This is a genomic window from Streptomyces sp. NBC_01454 (assembly GCF_036227565.1).
GTDB lineage: Bacteria > Actinomycetota > Actinomycetes > Streptomycetales > Streptomycetaceae > Streptomyces.
In genome coordinates this window covers 1,020,746-1,038,364 of sequence record NZ_CP109460.1, presented here as the reverse complement: position 1 = coordinate 1,038,364, position 17,619 = coordinate 1,020,746, and the positions used below count along the sequence as shown (strand labels likewise).

Sequence of the window (17,619 nt, the reverse complement as noted above, 5' to 3'; positions counted from 1 at the left end):
GACTGAAGGGGCCGGTAGGGCAGGGTGTAGGGAGTCGACGAATCTGAAAATGAGCGGCCAAGCGCAGTGATGTATAGGTATCTGCTCGCCGCTGTGTCAGGCTCCTGGATTCAAGAAGAATCATCGCAGGATGACCTAGAGACCTGAAGCTTTCATTTCGATCTCGCCAACGGATACGCGTTCGCTCACCGCGCCACAATGCGTCCTCTCGCGTGAATCCCTTGCCCTGCTGCCGGGATGAATTACTTCCCTGATTCTGAGGCCTGCCATTCAGCCCAGACAGTGACGAAAGGCCTCAAACGCGGGGGGCCTTTTGCCTCTAAAACCCTGTTCGCGGCCATCGTCTACGTCCTGGTCAGCAGCTGCGTCTGGAGGGCTCTACCGCCGAGCTTCGGATGGGTATCGAAGTCGATGGCACGCCGCAGCTTCCTGATCTGGCCAAGGGCCAGCGTCAGGGGCCGACCGCACGAAGGGAGCCTGCATTGCCTGGGCGACGCCGGTCTGCTCGCTCTCTCCCGCGCCGTCCTTGCTTCCGTCCACGGGGCCCGTACGATCCACCGCTCGCTGTCGGAGACATCTGTGGAGTCCGGCGAGGTTGGTGACGCGGCCGGCTGCGAGGGTGCGGGGGTAGCTCAGAGGGGCCAATATCGGCGCGACGATCCGAGCACGGATGCAGTCCGCCGACCAGGCCCCGGACGTCAATGCCCGATCTGCCCGGCTCGGGAGATGCTGCGGGCTCCGCTCATGAGCCTGGCCTGGTGTGCCAGCAGTACCGCCTGCACCCGGCTGCCGCGCCCCGTCTTCCCCAGGAGCGAGCAGACGTGGCTCTTGACCGTCCCCACACCGATGCCGAGCCGCCTGCCGCTCTCCAACTCTGTCTTTGGACAGAGACCCTCGTCGTCCGTCAGGTTAAAGCGACGGTGGTAGGTCTCACCTTTGACGGGTAGTGCATCCCGACCTGAGCGCGATGAATCCGCGGCGCAACACGGCCACGATGGTTGGGAACGTGGACCTCTTTCAGGACTGACCATACCGCACCCTTCCATCTCTAAACCTGCCTCGTTGATTTCGGCAGAACGGCAGAAGGGCTATATGGAAGGCCGGGCCAAAGGCTCATCAGGACGGGCCCAAATACCCTCTTGGGGCCCTTTCTGGCAGGTCACGTTGCCGGTGTTGCCGTGCGGCTTCGCCTAGCGAATCGTAAGGGAGATATCGCCATGATGCGTCCAGTTTCAGCTCCGGGTCGGGCGTCCAGCCGCACGACCAGTAGAGCAGCAGTCCTGGTCGCGGCCATGCTGGTAGCGGCGCCCCTGGTGGGTGCAACGACACCGGCCGTGGCTGCCGAAGATCCGAAGGAGATCGACAGAACAAAGATCTACTCGTCGGAGGACGACATCATCGCGGCGATGAAGAAGTGGGCGCCGGTCGAAGATTCGGAGAGCGTTATGGGATACCCGATGGGTGTCCGAGACGAGAAGGGCGCCATCACGTCTGTTGACCTGGACTATGCGGCGAAGCAGTACGATTCGAAGCAGGCGGTCGTGGACGCCAAGGCGGCGGCGAAGAAGTACGCGGCCCTCCCGAATCCAAAGACAGCTCTCGTGACCGCCGCCAATAAGATTGCGGATACACCCCTCACCGAACCCGAGACACGCCAGAACACCCTTGACGACAACGTTTATTCGAGTTCGTCAAAGTATCCAAGGTGGCCTGCCCCGAATTACTGTGATGGCAAAGACTCTGATGGCAAGCCGATGGTGACTGGCCCCGAGCCGAAGCCGTGCATGTTCGTCGGCAAGCTCGACAATGCACCCGAGTCCCTGTACCCCAAGGCCGGGGGCAGCACCGGCATCGCGGGCGGGGGGAAGAAGACCTACAAGATCTCGCAGCAGAACACCGACGAAAAGACCGACACGGTAGGCTGGTCGATGGGGGGAAAGGTCTCGGGCAAGGTCACCAGTATCCCCGAAAATGGGGGAACCGGGGGCGAGGTCGGTCCTGAGATCAGCTTCACCTACAGCTACTCCAGCACCTCGACCCATCGAAACATGAAGCAGGTGGACGACCAGACCGACGCCACCTTCCCGAGCGAGGTGAAGGGCAGCCTGCAGGGTCGGCGCGACGGCGCGTATTACGTCGGCTACATCATCACCTACTACTCCGACGAGGACCAGGGTTTCAAGGACGACCCGAACATGACGGAGAAGACCCTCACCGCCATTCCGGCCCGGGTCTACGTCCAGTCCCCCAAGTCCAGCACCGCGCTCGACTACTTCAATTACCAGGAGAGCTAGCCCAGCGGTCATCGCGCATGACGGCCGAACGTGGGCGAAGTTTCGCGACGGGCTTCAGGCGGGCACAGGCAGCGCGGCCGCGGGGGCCGACCTGCGGAGCTGGCGCGGCTGCTGGGCGGGCATCAGCGGGCAGGCCAGCCCAGCGATCGCGATGAGGTCGTCGCGATACTGCGGCACCGCCGTGTGCAACCAGCGCTGGACGGCCCAGAACCCAGCCGCTTCCTCGCAGCTGTAGGTGCGGGCCTGTTCCGCTGCCAGGGCCAGCGCGGCGCCCCGGCGCATCACCAGCACCTCGTCGACGACCGCCAGCCGCTCGGCCGTCGCCACCACCTCGGGCAGCACCGAGTGGCAGCTGTCATGCCCGGCGGCAGTGGTGAACCGCGCCGGCACCCCCGCCGCTCACCTTGGCGTAGCGGGCGGCCGTGCCCTGCCGGGAATCGGCCGCGCGCACCGCCAGGACCACCAACTCGACCCGGTACCCGGCCTGCCGGTACAGGGCGGCACCGGCGGCGAACCCGGCGGCGCTGGACGGGGTGAGCTCGATGACCACGTCCCCGCGCCGCTCGCGCACGTACGCCTCGGCCTGCGCCTGCCAGGTCCGGTAGTCGGCGCGGATCCGCTCCGAGGCCGTACGCGGCTCCTCCCGCAACAGCTGACGGTAGTCCGGGTGGGAGAACTTGAAGTCGTCACCGCGGATGTGGGCCGCACCGGCGCGCAGGGTGCGGCGGACCATCTGCGCGGCCCCCGTCTTGCCCGCGCCGGGCCGGTCCACCACGTACACCGCGACGGGCTGCTCCTGCGGCGTGATCCGCCCCAGCCCCGGGGCGATCAGCTCGTCAAAGAACCACTTGTGTTCCTCTACGGAGAGCCGGTGGTAGTCGACTCCGGGCGCCTCCTGGCGGGGCTGGGGCAGCCGGGGATCGGCAAGGTGCCGGTCGGCGTCGGCGAGCTGACGGCGGAAGCGGCCCGTGGCGCCTCGGTTCGGCGGCGTTCTCCGCTCCGACAGACGACGGATTCGTCCCACCTACCGCCTCACACAGCCCACTTCAATGCCGCACTTCGATGCCGTGGGAACCGCGCTGCGGTACCAGTGGGGTCTGCGTTGATCCCGAACCTGGACTCGCTGTCGTCAGGAGAGGTGCCTCCGGAGGGCATGGGCACGCGGTGGAGCGCCGTCGAATGCACAGCGGTGCGGCACAGGCGGGGGTGTGTCGAGGCACCGTGTGGTGGCGGTCGCCTGGAGACCCGACTCTGGGGCAGCTTGGCTCGGCGCCGGCCGGGAGTCATGTGGTGGCGCGCAGGACTGCCGGCAACTGGCTTCGCGGCGGCCTAAACGCCTCGTGAGGAACCGGCCCCGGTCGAACAGCGTCTATCCCGGCGTGCGGTTTTGGCTAATGGGGGGCATGTTCGCGTGGGTGTTGTGCTGCCGGGCTGGGCGGATGAAATTCTCGACATCATCGGCGTTTCGTGGCCGAACGTGGATGAGGACGACTACCGCGACATGGCCGATGCTCTTCGTGGGTTTGCTGACGACATTGACGGCGGCGCCAACGAAGCTCATCAGGCCATCCAGAGTCTTGTCGGCTCTGCGGGCGGCTCGCTGGGGGTGCAAGCGCTCAATGCACATTGGGGCAAAGTCAACGGCAAGCACCTGAAGGGTCTTGCCGAGTGCGGGCGACTGGCCGGCACAGCCATGGACGCTGTCGCGGTCCTCATCGAGGGCGCCAAAATCGCAGCCATCGCTCAACTTGCCATCCTCGCCGCCGAGGTGATCGCTGCACAGGCCGCGGCGCCCTTCACGTTCGGATTGTCCGAGCTGGGGGCAGTGGCCGGGACTCAAGTGACCCGTGTCGCCGTGAAAAGGATCATCAAGGAGGTCTGCGAGCAGGTCGTCGAGCGGGTGGTCAGCACCGCTTTGAGTCCGATCGAGGAAGCTCTCGGTGCGATGGTCGGCGACTTGGTTGTTCAGCTCGGCTCCAATGCCCTTGGTCTGCAGAAGGGGGTAGACCTCGGCCACGCGGCTCAGGCAGGAAAGGGCGCCGGAAAGTCCGCAGCCGATGGCATGCAGTTGCTGAGCGCCGGCGACGAGGGCGGTGGCGCCGGAGGCGGAGGCAGCGGCGGTGGCGCCGGAAGCGGTGGCTTCACCTTCGACCCCGATGCACATGATGGCGCCGTCACCGGCCTGCAGAGTGCCGGCGGCACCTTCCGCAACAAGGCGGGCGACAAGATCGGACGGGCCAAGAGCCATCACGGACGCACCCGCGGGAAGGACGCCATCGCCAATGCTGCCGCGCCGATGATCGACAAGGTCATCGAGGGGTTGGAGACCGGCGTCAAGAGGACTGCCAAGCATCTCGACGACGACATGTCCCGCGGCGTCAAGCAGATGAAGAAGAACCACCACGAGAACGATGCCGGAATCGCGACCGAGCTTCAGGGCATCCACAAGAAATCCTCCGGCGGCCCCGCTCCGACGTACTTCGTTGACGACAAGGGGAAGGCCACACGCCTGACGGACCAGGGGCATCGGGATCTGACTGATGAGGACCGCAAGCGGCTGTCTCCCCTCGGGCTTCAGGACGACAGTGTTCCGAAGAGACAGGCGTCGAAATACCCGCTGCCCGATAAGGCCGACCGGAAGAAGAAGCCCTCCCAGCAGGTTGGTTTCGGGAGCACGGATCTGTCGCGTGCCACACGCACGGCACGCGACGCCGAAAGTGATTACGGCAGGAAGAAGAAGGACAAATTCACGAGTCGGAACTACGCTGCGACCCGGCATGGCGAGCGGGGAGCTGACGACGAGTTCGTCCTTGTCGGGCGCAGCAAATGGCCGGGAGCGCATTCAGAGCGTCAAGTCGGCATACCTTTCCTCGACGCTGGAACGACGCATGGAATGAGGGAGCTCTACACGGAACGTGAGCCGTGTACTTCGGGGAAGGGCTCGGTGGACTGTAGCGCTTGGATGTCGAAACATCTTCCTGATGGGGTGCAGGTTTCGCATAGCGTCGAGTACGGCGAAACCGAGGACTCCAAGAAGCGCGGCAACGATCAGATGAAGCAATACCTTGACGGAATTAAGCCCAAAAAGAAGTAGCAATTGACTCCCAAATGCCGCCCCCGATAGGATGGCGAGCACTAGTGACGAACATGCGACAGGACAATGTATGCCACAGCTCATCAACCGCACGATGATGGAGTCGGTATTCCCCTCGGAAGAGCTCGTGACCCTGCAGGAAGCCAACCTGCCGCACGAGCTGAACGAGGCCGCCCGGACGATTCTGACCAGTGTCGGACTCCCGGACGACCGGAGCTCCTTCTTCTTCGTCGATGGGCGGCTGACCGACGAGGAACCAGTCGGTCGTTTCGCCCGCTGCGCGGAGCTGCCCCACTTCTCCCAGTACAAGGACATGCCGGAGGGCTGGGAGAACTGGTTGGTGATCGGAGGGATCTACGAGGACGGTGTGGCCCTGGACCCCGTCTCCGGAATGGTGTACTCCCTGCCGGACGGCGAGTACCGGGCCCGTCCGCTGAACCAGAGCCTCGAATCGTTCGTCTACTTCCTCTATCTTCTCCAGTTCGAGCGCCCCAACTTCGACTTCTCGGTGTCGGAAGAGATCACCGACTCGGAGGGCGTGGCCGTTTCTCTCAGAGAGCGGATGATTCACGTCGATCCGCTTCCTTTTGAAGGGGTGGAGCCCGCGTGGTCGGAGGAATTCGACTGGGATGCCGAGGACGCCCCTCCCCTTCCCGCATGGGATCATGTTCTCTGGGACGTTTACGAGTCGGTTGGTTAGGCGGATTCACTCATGAGACATCCCGAAGGCGCCCTTCGGTCCTTCAGCTCCGAGTCCGGGAGTGACGCCGGCAGTGCACATCCGAGCGTTCAGCGGCTTGCACGGATCACCGTTCCTCTCCAGGTGGGCCCGTACTTCGCCACGGCCCACGACGAGGCCGTGCCGTTGCACGAGTATGCCGACTCCGTCGGGCGCAGGGTGATGGACGAGAGCTGCCTGACGTGGGCCCGGCTCGGGTCGGACCGCGGGTTCGAGATCTGCGCCGACCACGACGGAGCTGTGCACGCGGTGCTGCTGGACCTCAACGAGGCAGTACGTCCGGTCAATTCGACTCCGGAAGCCTTCGCAGAGTCACTTGGAGCACTGGACCAGGCTCTGGGCGCGATCCTCACCGCGGACAGCCCGCACACGGCGCAATCTGCGTTCGAGCAGTTGGAGCAGCGGCTGTGGGCGATCGACCGGGGCGCCTTCGCCGAACGCGAGTACTGGTGGCCTCTTGTGCTCGACGACATCAGGGACACGGCGAGCGCCGAGTGGTTCACCGCGTTCGAGGTCGTCGACGGGCAAGGTGAGAAGCAGATCCTCACGGCGTCCGGCGGAGTCGGGATCCACCCGGAGGAAAAGCTGTGGCAGCAGCTTCGGTCGGCCGGTGTGCAGCCAGAGCAGGTGCTGCGGATCCACACGGAGTTGGAGGCGTGCTTCATGCCCGGCCATTACTGCTCGTTGTGGCTTGGCGAGGTTTTCCCCGAAGCGCAGCTCACGCACAACTTCCCGTACGGAGAGACTGCTGCCTCACGCGCCGAGGGCATCCAGCAGCTGCGTGAGGCAGCCGCTGAGCAGCCGTCGCAGTAGCGCCACGAGCAAGGGCAGAGGAATAGAGGGGGAACTGTGGCCACCGTCATTCCAGCACCGGACATCGCCGCCTGGCCGCATGTCGAGGGGGTGCCCGGCCAGCAGCAGCTGTTCGACTGGGTCGTCGACGTGGACGGAGACCGGCCGGGTCTGTGCCTGGTGCGCGGCAGTCAAAGCACCGGCAAGAGCCGCCTGTTGGCGTGGTTTCTGGCGGGAGCAGCTGCGGCTGGCCACCCCCGCACGACGGTCCACGCCACTGTCCCCGCCGACGGGCTGACCGCGGATACCTTCGCCTGGGGCCTCGGCCGCCAGTTGGGCTACGGGCCCCTTCCCCTGGACCGCCTGTTGAACCAGGTCGCCGCCGACCAGCGGCCAACGCTCCTTCTCGTTCCCGACCTGCACCGGGCCGGACGCGGCTCAGCCGACCTCGCGCAGGCCGATCCGACGACGCTCGTCACTGCGTTCCTCGGGCCTCTCCTTGCGCTTCCTCACATCCGGGCCGTGATCGAGGTCGGTGATTCGGGGCTGCTCTCTGATCATTCTGCCGAAATCATCGAGGGGCACCCTGACGGCGCTCACGAAATGGCCGGCGCAGGAACCACCGCTTTCGCAGATCTCAAGGCGGCTGTTCCGCACACCGCCGCCGGCCGCCCTGACTGGGCGCAGACTCCGGATGACATCCGCCGGCGCGTGCTCGATCAAGCGCTGTATGAGACCGCCGGTCAGCCGACTGCGGAGGTCGAGCGTCTGCTTGCTGACCCCGGCTTTCTCGTCTACGGGTCAGCCCACGCCATCACCGCCGTGATGGACGACGAACGCGTCCGGCTGCCTGCCGGGGCGCGCCGCATCTGGCGCCGGGCAGCGCCGCAGCTCACCGCGACCGAGCACAGCCACTTGGAGCGGGCGGCTCTCCTGCACGCTGCTGCACTCGGTGACAACGACCGTCTCGCCGCATACCTCCAGCCCCTTGCCGAACAGCATCACTGGACAGCCACCTGGGCACAGCACAACACACCGGTCACCGCACATTGCCAGCTATCGGGAGACGACGGCCGACTACTGGTCTCCGACCCTCTGGGCCGACTCCACCTTCACGACCTCGAATCAGGGCAGCACACGAGCATCCCGTCGGCATTGCCGGTGCGCTCCGCGGGCATCGTTGGGACCGACTCCGACGCCCTACTGGTTCTCGACGACGACGGAGTCCCCCACGCCGTCACGTCCGATGAGGACGGGGCAGCCGCCACGTTGCTCGGGCACATCGTTGCCCACCACACCCAGGCGCTCCCGTCCACGGAGGGCTCGCAGCCCACTGCTCTCGGCTCCTGTTCCCGGTCGCCTCTGCTATCCGTCGGGGACACCGGCGGAGCCGTCCATGTCTGGTCCCTGACTGCCTACTCACCAACCCCCCGGAGCCACCGCCTCCACACAGTTCCGATCACGGCGGTCACCTGTCTGCCACTCGGCGACGACGGATCCATCCTCGTGTTCAGTGCCGCCTTCGACGGGTCCATCCGGATGTGGGAGACGAGCCAGGAACCGATGGAAGCCCCCGTCGACCAACGGCCCGCAGTAGTCACAGCTTTGGCCGCGGCGAATACCGACATCGGCCCGGTACTCGCCGCTGCGTGGAACGACGGCGAGGTCCACCTCTGGCATCTGACGAGCGGAGCGGTCAGGACCGTGCCGCTGCTCTACCGCTGTAATGCGCTATCCCTCACATCGAGCGGACACCTGACCGTCAGCGGCCCTGATGGCTACCACACCATCCGTCTCAGCCTGCATCGGCTTTGGCCCTGAGCTTGTCCTTCCACACTCCAACCGCCTCAGCCGGAGTTCACTCACCAGGTCTGCGGGATGTACCCCCATACGCCCGACCGACGCCGCCCATGCCCCGGCCGAGCCGCTGAGCACCCTGCGCTCTGCTGCTCCCGACTCCTGCGGGGATGAGCCCACGGTGAGCGTCCCGGACGTGTCCTACGGGGACCGCTCTCCTGTCTGCCCGTGGGGCACGGCTTGGGCGTCGTGCCGGGCGACGGTACCGAGAGGCGCGGTGTTCGCACGGTGGAGAGCCTGCCTGCGTGCCGCGTCTGGCTCGTCGATCTCGACGCCCATGGAAGAGGGACGCGCTGGGGTGGACATGGCAGCGCTGAGCCTCACTCCGGCCTGGACGCAGCCTCGACCCGCGCCGATGCGGTGCCGCTGCAACGCCCATAGTGTTGCAGCTTGTTCTCGCAATGCGGGGCGCGGTATGGGAACAACTGGCGCTTCAACTGGGCTTTTGCCGTTCGATTCACTCCTGCAGTGAGAAGGCAACGCCGCGTGGCTCCCGCAACGGCCTCGCAACGGCTTCGTCAGCCGCCATGCTGAGCTCGCCGGCATAGCGCCGGCATAGCACCGCATCATGCGGTCGTAGCAAAGGGGCCCGATGTGAAACCGTCGTTGCTGTCGCTGAGAGCAGTCGTGCTGCTATCCCTCGGCATGGTGGGCGGTGTCGTGACCGTGGCCTTATCCCTCCTGGCCGGTCACGCAATAGCCGACAGCCTGCTGGGCGGAATGGCCAGCGCAGGCGGGATGATCACCTTCCTCGACCGCATTGTGGCGACCGGAGCGAACGGCACCGCTCAAGGCGCCCTGCCTCAAGGCGATGGGTCTGAAGAGGCTCACCGCCATGTCTGAGATGAACCCCCTCCCCGAAGAACTGAGCGACGAAGCACGGGCTCTGGCAACCGCACTACGGGAGCTTTTCCAAGGGCTGAATGTCTCTTTGCGCCGTTACTCCAGCAGACGGCACCGCAACGCGGCCACCTTCTCGCGCTACTTCAGCGGCAGAGCCGTCCCTCCCTGGGACGTGGTCATGGACCTGCTCGCCGACCTCGCCGAACACCGCGGTAAGCCGGCCACGCAAGAGGCGATGGACCTGCTGCGCCGTTTGCACCAGGCCGCAATCTCCACCACATCCTCGCCCAAGCACGCGGTGGAGATCCTCGAGAGGCAGCTCGCGGACGCGGACCGTACCGCCCGCAGCACAACGGCTCACAGCGACGTCATCGGCGAAGCGCTGCTGGACCGCCAGCACCGCATCGCCGACCTCGAGGTCCGCCTGACACACCTGGAATCCGAGTGGAGCGCGGAGCGAGCACGCGCTGACGCTCTGGAGGCCCACGCCCCTGATATCGCCAACCTGCTGCGAGAGCGTGACGCCCTGAGTTCCGAAGTCACCAGGCTCACCAACGAGCTGGAAGCCGTCCAGATTCGGCACAGCCAAGCGGAGGAACGCTGCAAGCTGCTGGAACGGCAGATCGACACCATCGAGGAACAGCGACAGGCGCCCCTCGAGGCTACTGCTGACGAGCCCAACCCGCCCTGCCTTCCCAAAGTACTGGTGGTCGACGATCAGCCGGAGAACCTGCTCGCCATGACAGCAGTCCTGGACGGCTTGGACCAGGAGATCGTCGCTGTCTCCAGCGGCCGGGAAGCACTCAAAGCGCTCCTCGACCATGACGACTTCGCCGTCCTGCTTCTGGACGTCCAAATGCCCGAGATGGACGGCTACGAGACTGCAGCCCAGATTAAACGGCGCTCCCGCCACAGGGACCTGCCGATCATCTTCCTTACCGCGATGAGCATCGACTCCGAACATTCTGCCCGCGCTTATTCCGCAGGCGCCGTGGATTACATCGCCAAGCCGTTTGATCCCTGGGCCCTACGCGCCAAGGTTGCCGTCTTCACGGAGATCTTTTACGAACGACGCCAACGGGAACGCTGAATCCCTAAGAGGGTGGTTTGAGGGGGCTTAGTGGGGATCGGACACGAAACCCCGACCAGTGTCACGTTGGGCGTGTCCTCCGGAAACGAGCCCGCTTGCCTCCGCGGACGGCCGGCTGCCGGCGGCCGCTATCGGGGTACACGCGATCGTGTGCGGCTGCCTTGGCGGCGGTTCAGGCGGTCGAAGTGATCGCTCGGGTGACGGCTGTGATCGCCGGGGTGGGGTGGCCGCAGAGGCGTGCCACGAGCACCCGGCGAATTTCGGGGGGTGCGCCGTCGACGCGCAGCACGCTCACCCCGGGCAGCAGCATCGGTGAGAGCCCGGACGGCACCGTGGTCACGCCGAAGCCGCCGGCGACCAACTGGAGCTTCGTCAGCCAGTCGCGCGCGGAGTGGACGACGCGCGGCCGTCCGGGCACCGCGTGGTTGCCCCCGGCCGCAACAAGGACGCGCTCGACCTCCTCGCCGACCGGTTCGGTCCGCGTCTGCGCCCGGTCCCGCTGACCGGAGACGAGGCCACCGACCGCGCGGCGGTGTCCACGGCGGCCGACGGCCCGATCGACATGGTGATCGACCTGCTCCCGCCGAGCGCACCCAGCTCGGCCTCGCGCGCGGCGGCCATGACCGTGCGCGAGTACGGCCGCGTCGTCCTCATGGGCGGCGTCGGCATGCTCGGTGGCGACGACCTCGCACTCCCGTACCCATGGATCATGCGCAACTCGATCACCGTGCGCGGGCAGTGGATGTACCCGCGCACAGCCAATGTCGGCATCATCCGGCTCCTCGCCTCGGGCGCTTTGGATCTCGCCCCCGAACGGGTCCGGTCGTTCGGCCTCGATGCCGTCAACGACGCCATCGCGTACGCCGCCGCGCACGGCGGCCCGTTCGACCGCACCAGCCTCACCCCATCAGCTGCCTGACACGGCCCACTGGTCCCCACCACGGGGCTCGGCCGATTACTGCTTCCTGGCGAAGCTGCCAGTTCGAACTCGGTGAGGATGTCGAGTTTGACCAGGCGTTTTACGTCGGGCGCGGGGCTCGCCGCACGCGAAGGCGCCGCCGCTCCAGGGACAGGGACGGCGGCGCCTTCATGCGGGGTTGGTCAAATAAGCCACCCCACGAAGTGAAGGACGCACGCGAGAAGGTTGGTGAGGATGTTCATCGGGGCTTCTCCTTGACGTGTGGTGTGGGATCCAACTCGTCGGCCCGGCAAGAGGTATCGACCGGAGGACGTCGGCGTTTCGGTCTGCAGCCCGCCGCCTGCGCCTCGTCAACAGTGACCGGCGCGGGAAGTCAATTGAAGGCCCCGTCTCTTCGATCATGCTTACCTGCGAACGTGCGTTCCCGCGCCGGACGTGCGCGGCCGCGGAGTCTTTGGCGGCGCCCCGGGGCGGCAGTGAGCCGCCCTGCCTCATGAGGCCAGCCTCCCCACCAACTCCGTCTCGTGTCCGTCCAGTTGAAGGGGGCTGTCGAGCAGCCGCCGGATGTCCCGGACCGCGACACGCCCCGCCCGGTTGGCGCCGATGGTGCTCGCCGACGGTCCGTATCCGACGAGGTGCACCCGCGCCTCGCGCAGGGTGCGGGTGCCGTCCAGCCGGATGCCGCCGCCCGGCTCGCGCAGCCGCAGCGGGGCGAGATGGTCGAGCGCCGCGCGAAAGCCCGTCGCGTACAGGACCACATCGGCCTCGACCGTACGGCCGTCGGCCCAGGCCACACCGCCGGGCGTGAGGCGCTCGAAGAGCGGCTGCCGTGCCAGCACGCCGCTCGCCCGGGCCTGCCGAAGTGCCTCGGTCATCGGCAGCCCCGTCACGCTCACCACGCTCCGCGGCGGCAGGCCCTGCCGTACCCGCTGCTCCACGAGAGCGACGGCGGCCCGGCCCTGCTCCTCGCCGAACGGCCCCTCCCGGAACACCGGCGGCCGACGGGTCACCCATGTCGTGGCGGCCGCGACCGGCGCGATCTCCAGCAGCTGCTGGACGGCCGACGTCCCGCCACCCACGACCACGACCCGCGCGCCGCGGAAGTCCGCCGGCCCCGCGTACTGCGCGCTGTGCAGCTGGCGGCCGGCGAACACCTCCTGGCCGGGAAACCGTGGCCAGAACGGCCGGTCCCAGGTCCCGGTCGCATTGATCAGCGCCCGCGGTGCGTAGGCGCCCTCGGACGTCTCGACCAGCAGCCGTCCGCCGGCGCCCGTACGCACCGCCGCCACGTTCACCGGCCGGTGCACCCGCAGCCCGAAGGTCCGCTCATAACGTGCGAAGTACCCGCCGATCACCTCGGACGACGGGCGCCGCGGGTCGGCGCCGGTCAGCTCCATACCCGGCAGCGCATGCATCCCGTGCACCTTGTCGAAGGTCAGCGTGGGCCACCGGAACTGCCAGGCCCCGCCGGGGCGCGGAGAGTGATCGAGGACGACGAAGTCCCGATCCGGCGCCCAGCCGGCCCGCCGCAGATGGAAGGCCGCGGCCAGACCGGCCTGCCCGGCACCGATCACCACGACCTCGACGTCACGCACCCCGGAGTGGTTCATGTTTCATCCAACCCGGGAGGCGGGGGATCTCTTCCCGGGCCGCCCGGACGCCTACCGGAGCAGCGGGCCTCGGCCTGGACGCCGCCCGCTCGGACCAGACGCGGGCCCGCGTGGGGCGCGGCGATCACCGCCACCGCGCCCCAGGCACCACGTCCTCCGCACCACTCCGCTCAGCGACCGCCCGCGAACAGCAGGGGCGCGCCACCCGGTGCGGACGCCGGCCGGCCGTGGGCGGCGGGCACCCCGTCGAGCGGCGGGCGTCCGGCATCCAGCAGTCCGCGGGCGGCGAGCTCCGGCCGTACGCCCTCCCCGAACCAGTACGCCTCCTCCAGATGCGGATAGCCGGAGAGCACGAAGTGCTCGACGCCCAGCGCGTGGTACTCCTCGATCCGGTCGGCGACCTCGGCATGACTGCCGACCAGCGCCGTCCCGGCACCACCGCGCACCAGACCGACGCCCGCCCACAGGTTGGGCGAGATCTCCAGCTTGTCCCGCGACCCGCCGTGCAGCGCCAGCATCCGCTGCTGTCCCACCGACTCGCTCCGGCCCAGCGCCTGCTGCGCGGACGCGATCGTCTCCGGGTCGAGATCGTCGAGCAGCCGTCCGGCGGTCGCCCAGGCATCCTTCGACGCATCCCGCGAGATGGTGTGCAGCCGAATGCCGAACCGGACCGTACGCCCCTCCTTCTCCGCCAGCCCGCGAATCCAGTCGATCTTCTGCCGGACTTGCTCGGGCGGCTCGCCCCAGGTGAGGTAGACATCCACGTTCCGGGCGGCGACCGGCCCCGCGGCGGGCGAGGAGCCGCCGAAGAAGATCTGCGGCAGCGGATCCGGCGGCAGCGCCGTCAGACCACCCTCGATCTGGTAATGCTCGCCCCGGAAGTCGAACGGCGCGCCACCCCACACCCCGCGCACGACCTGCAGGAACTCATCCGTGCGGGCATAGCGCCGGTCATGGTCGAGGGAGTCCCCGAACCGCCTCTGCTCGGTCGAGTCGCCACCCGTCACCACGTTCAGCAGCAGTCGCCCCCGCGAGATCCGCTGGTACGTCGCGGCCATCTGCGCCGCCAGCACCGGCGAGATCACCCCGGGCCGGAACGCGACGAGGAACTTCAGGCGCTCCGTCACCTGGGTGAGCGCCACCGTCGTCAGCCAGGCGTCCTCGCACCAGGTGCCGGTCGGCGTGAGCACCGCCTCGAACCCCAACTGCTCGGCTGCCTTGGCGATTTGGGCGAGATACTCGATGTCCGGGGCCCGTACCCCGCTCACCGGCGTGATGCGGTCCCGCCGGATGCCGCCGTCGGTGTAGGCATGCCGGTCGACGAGGGTCCGCCCGTCGCCGCCGGTCGGCAGAAACCAGTGCAGGTGTACGGACATCTCAGCGCGCCTTTCCATAGGTGTGCGGTGCCGTGCTCGAAGGCGGCAGGTCACCGTTGAAACGAGGGTCGACGAAGTCCCCGAAGTCGAAGGACCGCGGAATCAGCTTCTGTGCCGCGAACGCGTCCACGATCCCCTGCTCGGAGGCGATGGCGGGCTTGTCCACGGCGACCGCGACCGCCGTGCCCCGGGTACGCCGGACCGCGTCCAGCGCCGCCTTCTGCGGCAGCCCGGTCTCCTTCACCCAGGCCTTCGCGAAGTCGTCGGGGTGTGTGAACACCCAGTGTTGCGCCCGCCGCAGCCGGTCGGTGTAGTCCTTCAGCGCCGCGGACTTCTTCTTGTCGTCCAGCGCGGCCGGCGCGGCGACCTGGAAGCCGAGCCCGTTGACCACGCCCTGCCCGGTGGTCAGCACCCGGGCCCCGGCCCGGTCCAGCGCCTGCGAGGTGTACGGGTCCCATACCGCCCAGGCGTCCACCTTCCCCCGGGTGAACGCCGCGAGCGCGTCGGCCGGCTGGAGGTAGCTGAGCGTGACGTCCTTCGGCGTCAGTCCCGCCTTCTTCAGCGAGGCGATGAGTTGGTAGTGCGCGGAACTGCCCTGGGCAACGGCGACGGTCTTGCCCTTGAGCTGTGCCGGCCGCCGGAGCGGGGAGTTCTTCCGCACCAGGATCGCCTCGCCGTCCGACCTGCTGTGCGTCGCGGCGATCACCTTGATCTTCGACTTCGCCGCGGCGGCGAACACGGGCGGGGTGTTGCCGACCGCGCCGACATCCACCGCCCCCGCGTTGATCGCCTCCAGCAGCGGCGGCCCCGAGGTGAACGTCGACCACTTGATCTTGTACGGAAGGTCGTCCAGCTCCCCTGCGGCACGCAGCAGCGCCTCCGAACCCCCCTTCTGGTCACCGACGTTGAGGGTCAGCGACCCCTTGCCGTCCGTGCCGCTGCCGGTTCCGCCCCCGGCCCCCTCGGCCCGCGACGCACCCCCGCAGCCGGCCAGCAGCAGAGTGAGCGGAAGCAGCAGGGCGGCCGGGCCGAGATGGTGTGCTCTCATGGCGTGTCCGTTTCGTTCTGGGGTCGGTGCGGGGTGTTGGGGACGGGTGCGGGGACGGGGACGGGGGCGGGGATGGGTGCGGGGACGGCTGAGGGCGTGGGGTGTTGCCCGGCGTCGGCGTCGGCGTCGACGCCGACGTCTGCGGGGGCGGCTGTCTGCGCACGGGTCCGGGCGTCGGCCTCTCCCGCCTCGGAGCCTTCCTGGCCCGCCTCGGAAACTTCCGCGCCCTCCACCCCGAGCCGGTCGAGCAGTCGGGCGCGCAGCGCACCGAAGCGCGGAGCGGAGATATCGCGCGGCCGTGCCAGATCCACCGTGGCCTCGTACGCGATCCGCCCGTCCTCCATCACCAGCACCCGGTCGGCGAGCAGCAGCGCCTCCTCCACGTCATGGGTGACCAGCAGCACCGCGCAGCCGCGCTCCTGCCACAACTCCGCCACCAGACGCTGGGCCTTGAGCCGGGTCAGCGCGTCGAGGGCACCGAACGGCTCGTCGAGCAGCAGCAGATCCGGCTCCCGCACCAGCGCACGGGCCAGCGACGCGCGCTGTGCCTCGCCGCCCGAGAGCGTCTTGGGCCAGGCGTCCGCCCGATGGCCGAGCCCGACCTCCGTCAACGCCCGTACAGCAGCCTCGCGTCGCGGACGCCCCGGCAGTCCCAGCAGCACATTGCGCCAGACCCGCTTCCAGGGCATCAGCCGCGGCGCCTGGAACGCCACGGCCTTACGGCGCGGCACCAGCACCTCGCCCGTGATCTCCCGGTCGAGTCCCGCCAGTACCCGCAGCAGGGTCGACTTCCCGCAACCGCTGCGTCCGAGCAGCGCCACGAACTCACCGGTCCGGACGGACAGCTCCAGACCGTCGATGACCACCCGGTCACCGAACGCCCGTACCAGCCCGTCCACCTCCACGGCGGCGCCGGAGCCCGCGGGGTGCGGACGCCGCCGGTGTTCGATCCCGGTCACTGGCCCGTGAACGTCGGTCGCCATTGCAGCAGCAGCCTTTCGAGAGTACGGATGACGAAATCGGCGAGCAGCCCGAGGAGCGCATAGACGACCAGGCACACCACGATCACGTCGGTGCGGAAGAACTCCCTGGCCTGGTTCATCAGAAAGCCCAGCCCGTCATCGGCATTGATCTGCTCACCGAAGACCAGCGCGAGCCACGCGGTGGCGAGCGAGTAGCGCAGCCCGGTCATGGCGCCCGGCAGCGCACCGGGCAGCACCACATGCCGGACGAGGCCCCATCGGGTCAGCCCGAGCGAGTTCCCCGCCTCCACCAACTGGGCATCCACGCCACGGATCCCGGCATGCACGTTCAGATACAGATGGAAGGCCACACCCAGCGAGATCAGCGCGATCTTGGGTGCCTCACCGATGCCCAGCCAGATGATGAACAGCGGGATCACCCCCACCCACGGGATGGCCCGCAGCATCTGCACGGTGGCGTCCACCAGGTCCTCACCGAGCCGCGAAAGCCCCGACACCAGCGCCAGCACCACACCCGTCACGCCGCCCAACAGCAGCCCGACCGCGACCCGTTGCACGGACACCAGCATCGCCGAGGGCAGCGTGCCGTCCGAGACCAGCTCGCCCGCGGTGGCCGCGATGGTGCCGGGCGACGCCAGAATGCCGGCCTCCAGCACCCCACTGGCGCTCGACACCTGCCACAGCACCAGGAGCGCCACGGGCCCGGCCGTACGCCGCAACCACCGCGGCACCGCCCACCGACGCCGGGAACCCGCCACCACACGGACAAGCTCAAGCCCCTCGTCACGGCCGCCGGCCCCACCTTCGGCCTCACCACCCGCCGGCCCCACTCCACGTGCGGACTTCTCCGGCGGCTTCCTCCGCTCTTCCGAACTCTTCAAGTGTGCGTGCTGCACCGGCTGCACCGAGGGATCGGAGGTATCGGGCGGCACATGGCCGCGCACGGCCTGCTCAACAGTCATGAATGCTCCACG

15 protein-coding genes and 2 pseudogenes are annotated in these 17,619 nt (G+C 67.9%); 9 read left to right on the top strand and 8 right to left on the bottom strand.

Annotation, left to right across the window (positions count from 1 at the left end):
• Positions 1 to 321: 321 nt before the first annotated feature.
• Both OIU81_RS04510 and OIU81_RS04500 read left to right on the top strand, forming a co-directional pair.
• Positions 322 to 540 (top strand): annotated as a pseudogene (locus tag OIU81_RS04510) (IS5/IS1182 family transposase); the annotation flags it as partial.
• Positions 541 to 1,334: 794 nt separating this feature from the next.
• Complete coding sequence (locus OIU81_RS04500) at positions 1,335 to 2,294, top strand: hypothetical protein (protein WP_329144051.1); 960 nt, start codon at positions 1,335 to 1,337, stop codon at positions 2,292 to 2,294.
• Positions 2,295 to 2,348: 54 nt separating this feature from the next.
• Here the strand turns inward: OIU81_RS04500 and OIU81_RS04495 are convergent, their stop codons facing one another.
• Entirely contained in the window at positions 2,349 to 2,684 is a 336-nt protein-coding gene (locus tag OIU81_RS04495; protein ID WP_329144049.1) for a hypothetical protein, read from the bottom strand.
• Positions 2,650 to 3,318, bottom strand: coding sequence for a zeta toxin family protein (locus OIU81_RS04490; protein ID WP_329144047.1), 669 nt, complete (start codon positions 3,316 to 3,318; stop codon positions 2,650 to 2,652). Before OIU81_RS04490 ends, OIU81_RS04495 begins: the two co-directional genes overlap by 35 nt.
• A 387-nt stretch (positions 3,319 to 3,705) precedes the next feature.
• Here OIU81_RS04490 and OIU81_RS04485 point away from each other — a divergent pair, with 387 nt between their 5' ends.
• The 6 genes from OIU81_RS04485 (at position 3,706) to OIU81_RS04460 (ending at position 10,709) form a co-directional block, all read left to right on the top strand.
• Positions 3,706 to 5,388 carry a WXG100-like domain-containing protein gene (locus tag OIU81_RS04485; protein WP_329144045.1) on the top strand — a complete coding sequence of 561 codons (1,683 nt, stop codon included), beginning with the start codon at positions 3,706 to 3,708 and terminating at the stop codon, positions 5,386 to 5,388.
• Positions 5,389 to 5,458: 70 nt separating this feature from the next.
• Positions 5,459 to 6,088 (top strand): SUKH-4 family immunity protein, encoded by a 630-nt coding sequence (locus tag OIU81_RS04480; protein ID WP_329144043.1) that lies wholly within the window; start codon positions 5,459 to 5,461, stop codon positions 6,086 to 6,088.
• Positions 6,089 to 6,100: 12 nt separating this feature from the next.
• Complete coding sequence (locus OIU81_RS04475; protein WP_329144041.1) at positions 6,101 to 6,940, top strand: nucleic acid/nucleotide deaminase domain-containing protein; 840 nt, start codon at positions 6,101 to 6,103, stop codon at positions 6,938 to 6,940.
• A 36-nt stretch (positions 6,941 to 6,976) separates the two neighbouring features.
• Positions 6,977 to 8,740 carry a WD40 repeat domain-containing protein gene (locus OIU81_RS04470; RefSeq protein WP_329144039.1) on the top strand — a complete coding sequence of 588 codons (1,764 nt, stop codon included), beginning with the start codon at positions 6,977 to 6,979 and terminating at the stop codon, positions 8,738 to 8,740.
• Between the two features lie 630 nt (positions 8,741 to 9,370).
• Positions 9,371 to 9,619: a hypothetical protein gene (locus tag OIU81_RS04465; RefSeq protein WP_329144037.1), complete on the top strand. Its 249-nt coding sequence runs from the start codon at positions 9,371 to 9,373 to the stop codon at positions 9,617 to 9,619.
• Entirely contained in the window at positions 9,612 to 10,709 is a 1,098-nt protein-coding gene (locus OIU81_RS04460; protein WP_329144035.1) for a response regulator, read from the top strand. Before OIU81_RS04465 ends, OIU81_RS04460 begins: the two co-directional genes overlap by 8 nt.
• Positions 10,710 to 10,881: 172 nt before the next feature.
• On the opposite strand, the gene OIU81_RS04455 is transcribed toward OIU81_RS04460, so the two are convergent.
• Positions 10,882 to 11,127 carry a LysR substrate-binding domain-containing protein gene (locus OIU81_RS04455; protein WP_329144033.1) on the bottom strand — a complete coding sequence of 82 codons (246 nt, stop codon included), beginning with the start codon at positions 11,125 to 11,127 and terminating at the stop codon, positions 10,882 to 10,884.
• Here OIU81_RS04455 and OIU81_RS04450 point away from each other — a divergent pair.
• A pseudogene (locus tag OIU81_RS04450) lies at positions 11,128 to 11,628 on the top strand (alcohol dehydrogenase); the annotation flags it as partial.
• Between the two features lie 491 nt (positions 11,629 to 12,119).
• On the opposite strand, the gene OIU81_RS04445 reads toward OIU81_RS04450, so the two are convergent.
• From OIU81_RS04445 to OIU81_RS04425, 5 genes are all read right to left on the bottom strand, one after another.
• Positions 12,120 to 13,238: an NAD(P)-binding domain-containing protein gene (locus tag OIU81_RS04445; RefSeq protein WP_329144031.1), complete on the bottom strand. Its 1,119-nt coding sequence runs from the start codon at positions 13,236 to 13,238 to the stop codon at positions 12,120 to 12,122.
• A gap of 170 nt (positions 13,239 to 13,408) precedes the next feature.
• Positions 13,409 to 14,614: an LLM class flavin-dependent oxidoreductase gene (locus tag OIU81_RS04440; protein ID WP_329144029.1), complete on the bottom strand. Its 1,206-nt coding sequence runs from the start codon at positions 14,612 to 14,614 to the stop codon at positions 13,409 to 13,411.
• A gap of 1 nt (position 14,615) precedes the next feature.
• A complete protein-coding gene (locus OIU81_RS04435) occupies positions 14,616 to 15,662 on the bottom strand; it encodes an ABC transporter substrate-binding protein (protein WP_329144027.1) in 1,047 nt (348 codons plus the stop codon).
• Positions 15,659 to 16,645 carry an ABC transporter ATP-binding protein gene (locus tag OIU81_RS04430; protein ID WP_329144025.1) on the bottom strand — a complete coding sequence of 329 codons (987 nt, stop codon included), beginning with the start codon at positions 16,643 to 16,645 and terminating at the stop codon, positions 15,659 to 15,661. Before OIU81_RS04430 ends, OIU81_RS04435 begins: the two co-directional genes overlap by 4 nt.
• A complete protein-coding gene (locus OIU81_RS04425; RefSeq protein WP_329154887.1) occupies positions 16,618 to 17,406 on the bottom strand; it encodes an ABC transporter permease in 789 nt (262 codons plus the stop codon). The genes OIU81_RS04430 and OIU81_RS04425 overlap by 28 nt, the downstream gene beginning before the upstream one ends.
• Between the last annotated feature and the right edge of the window lie 213 nt (positions 17,407 to 17,619).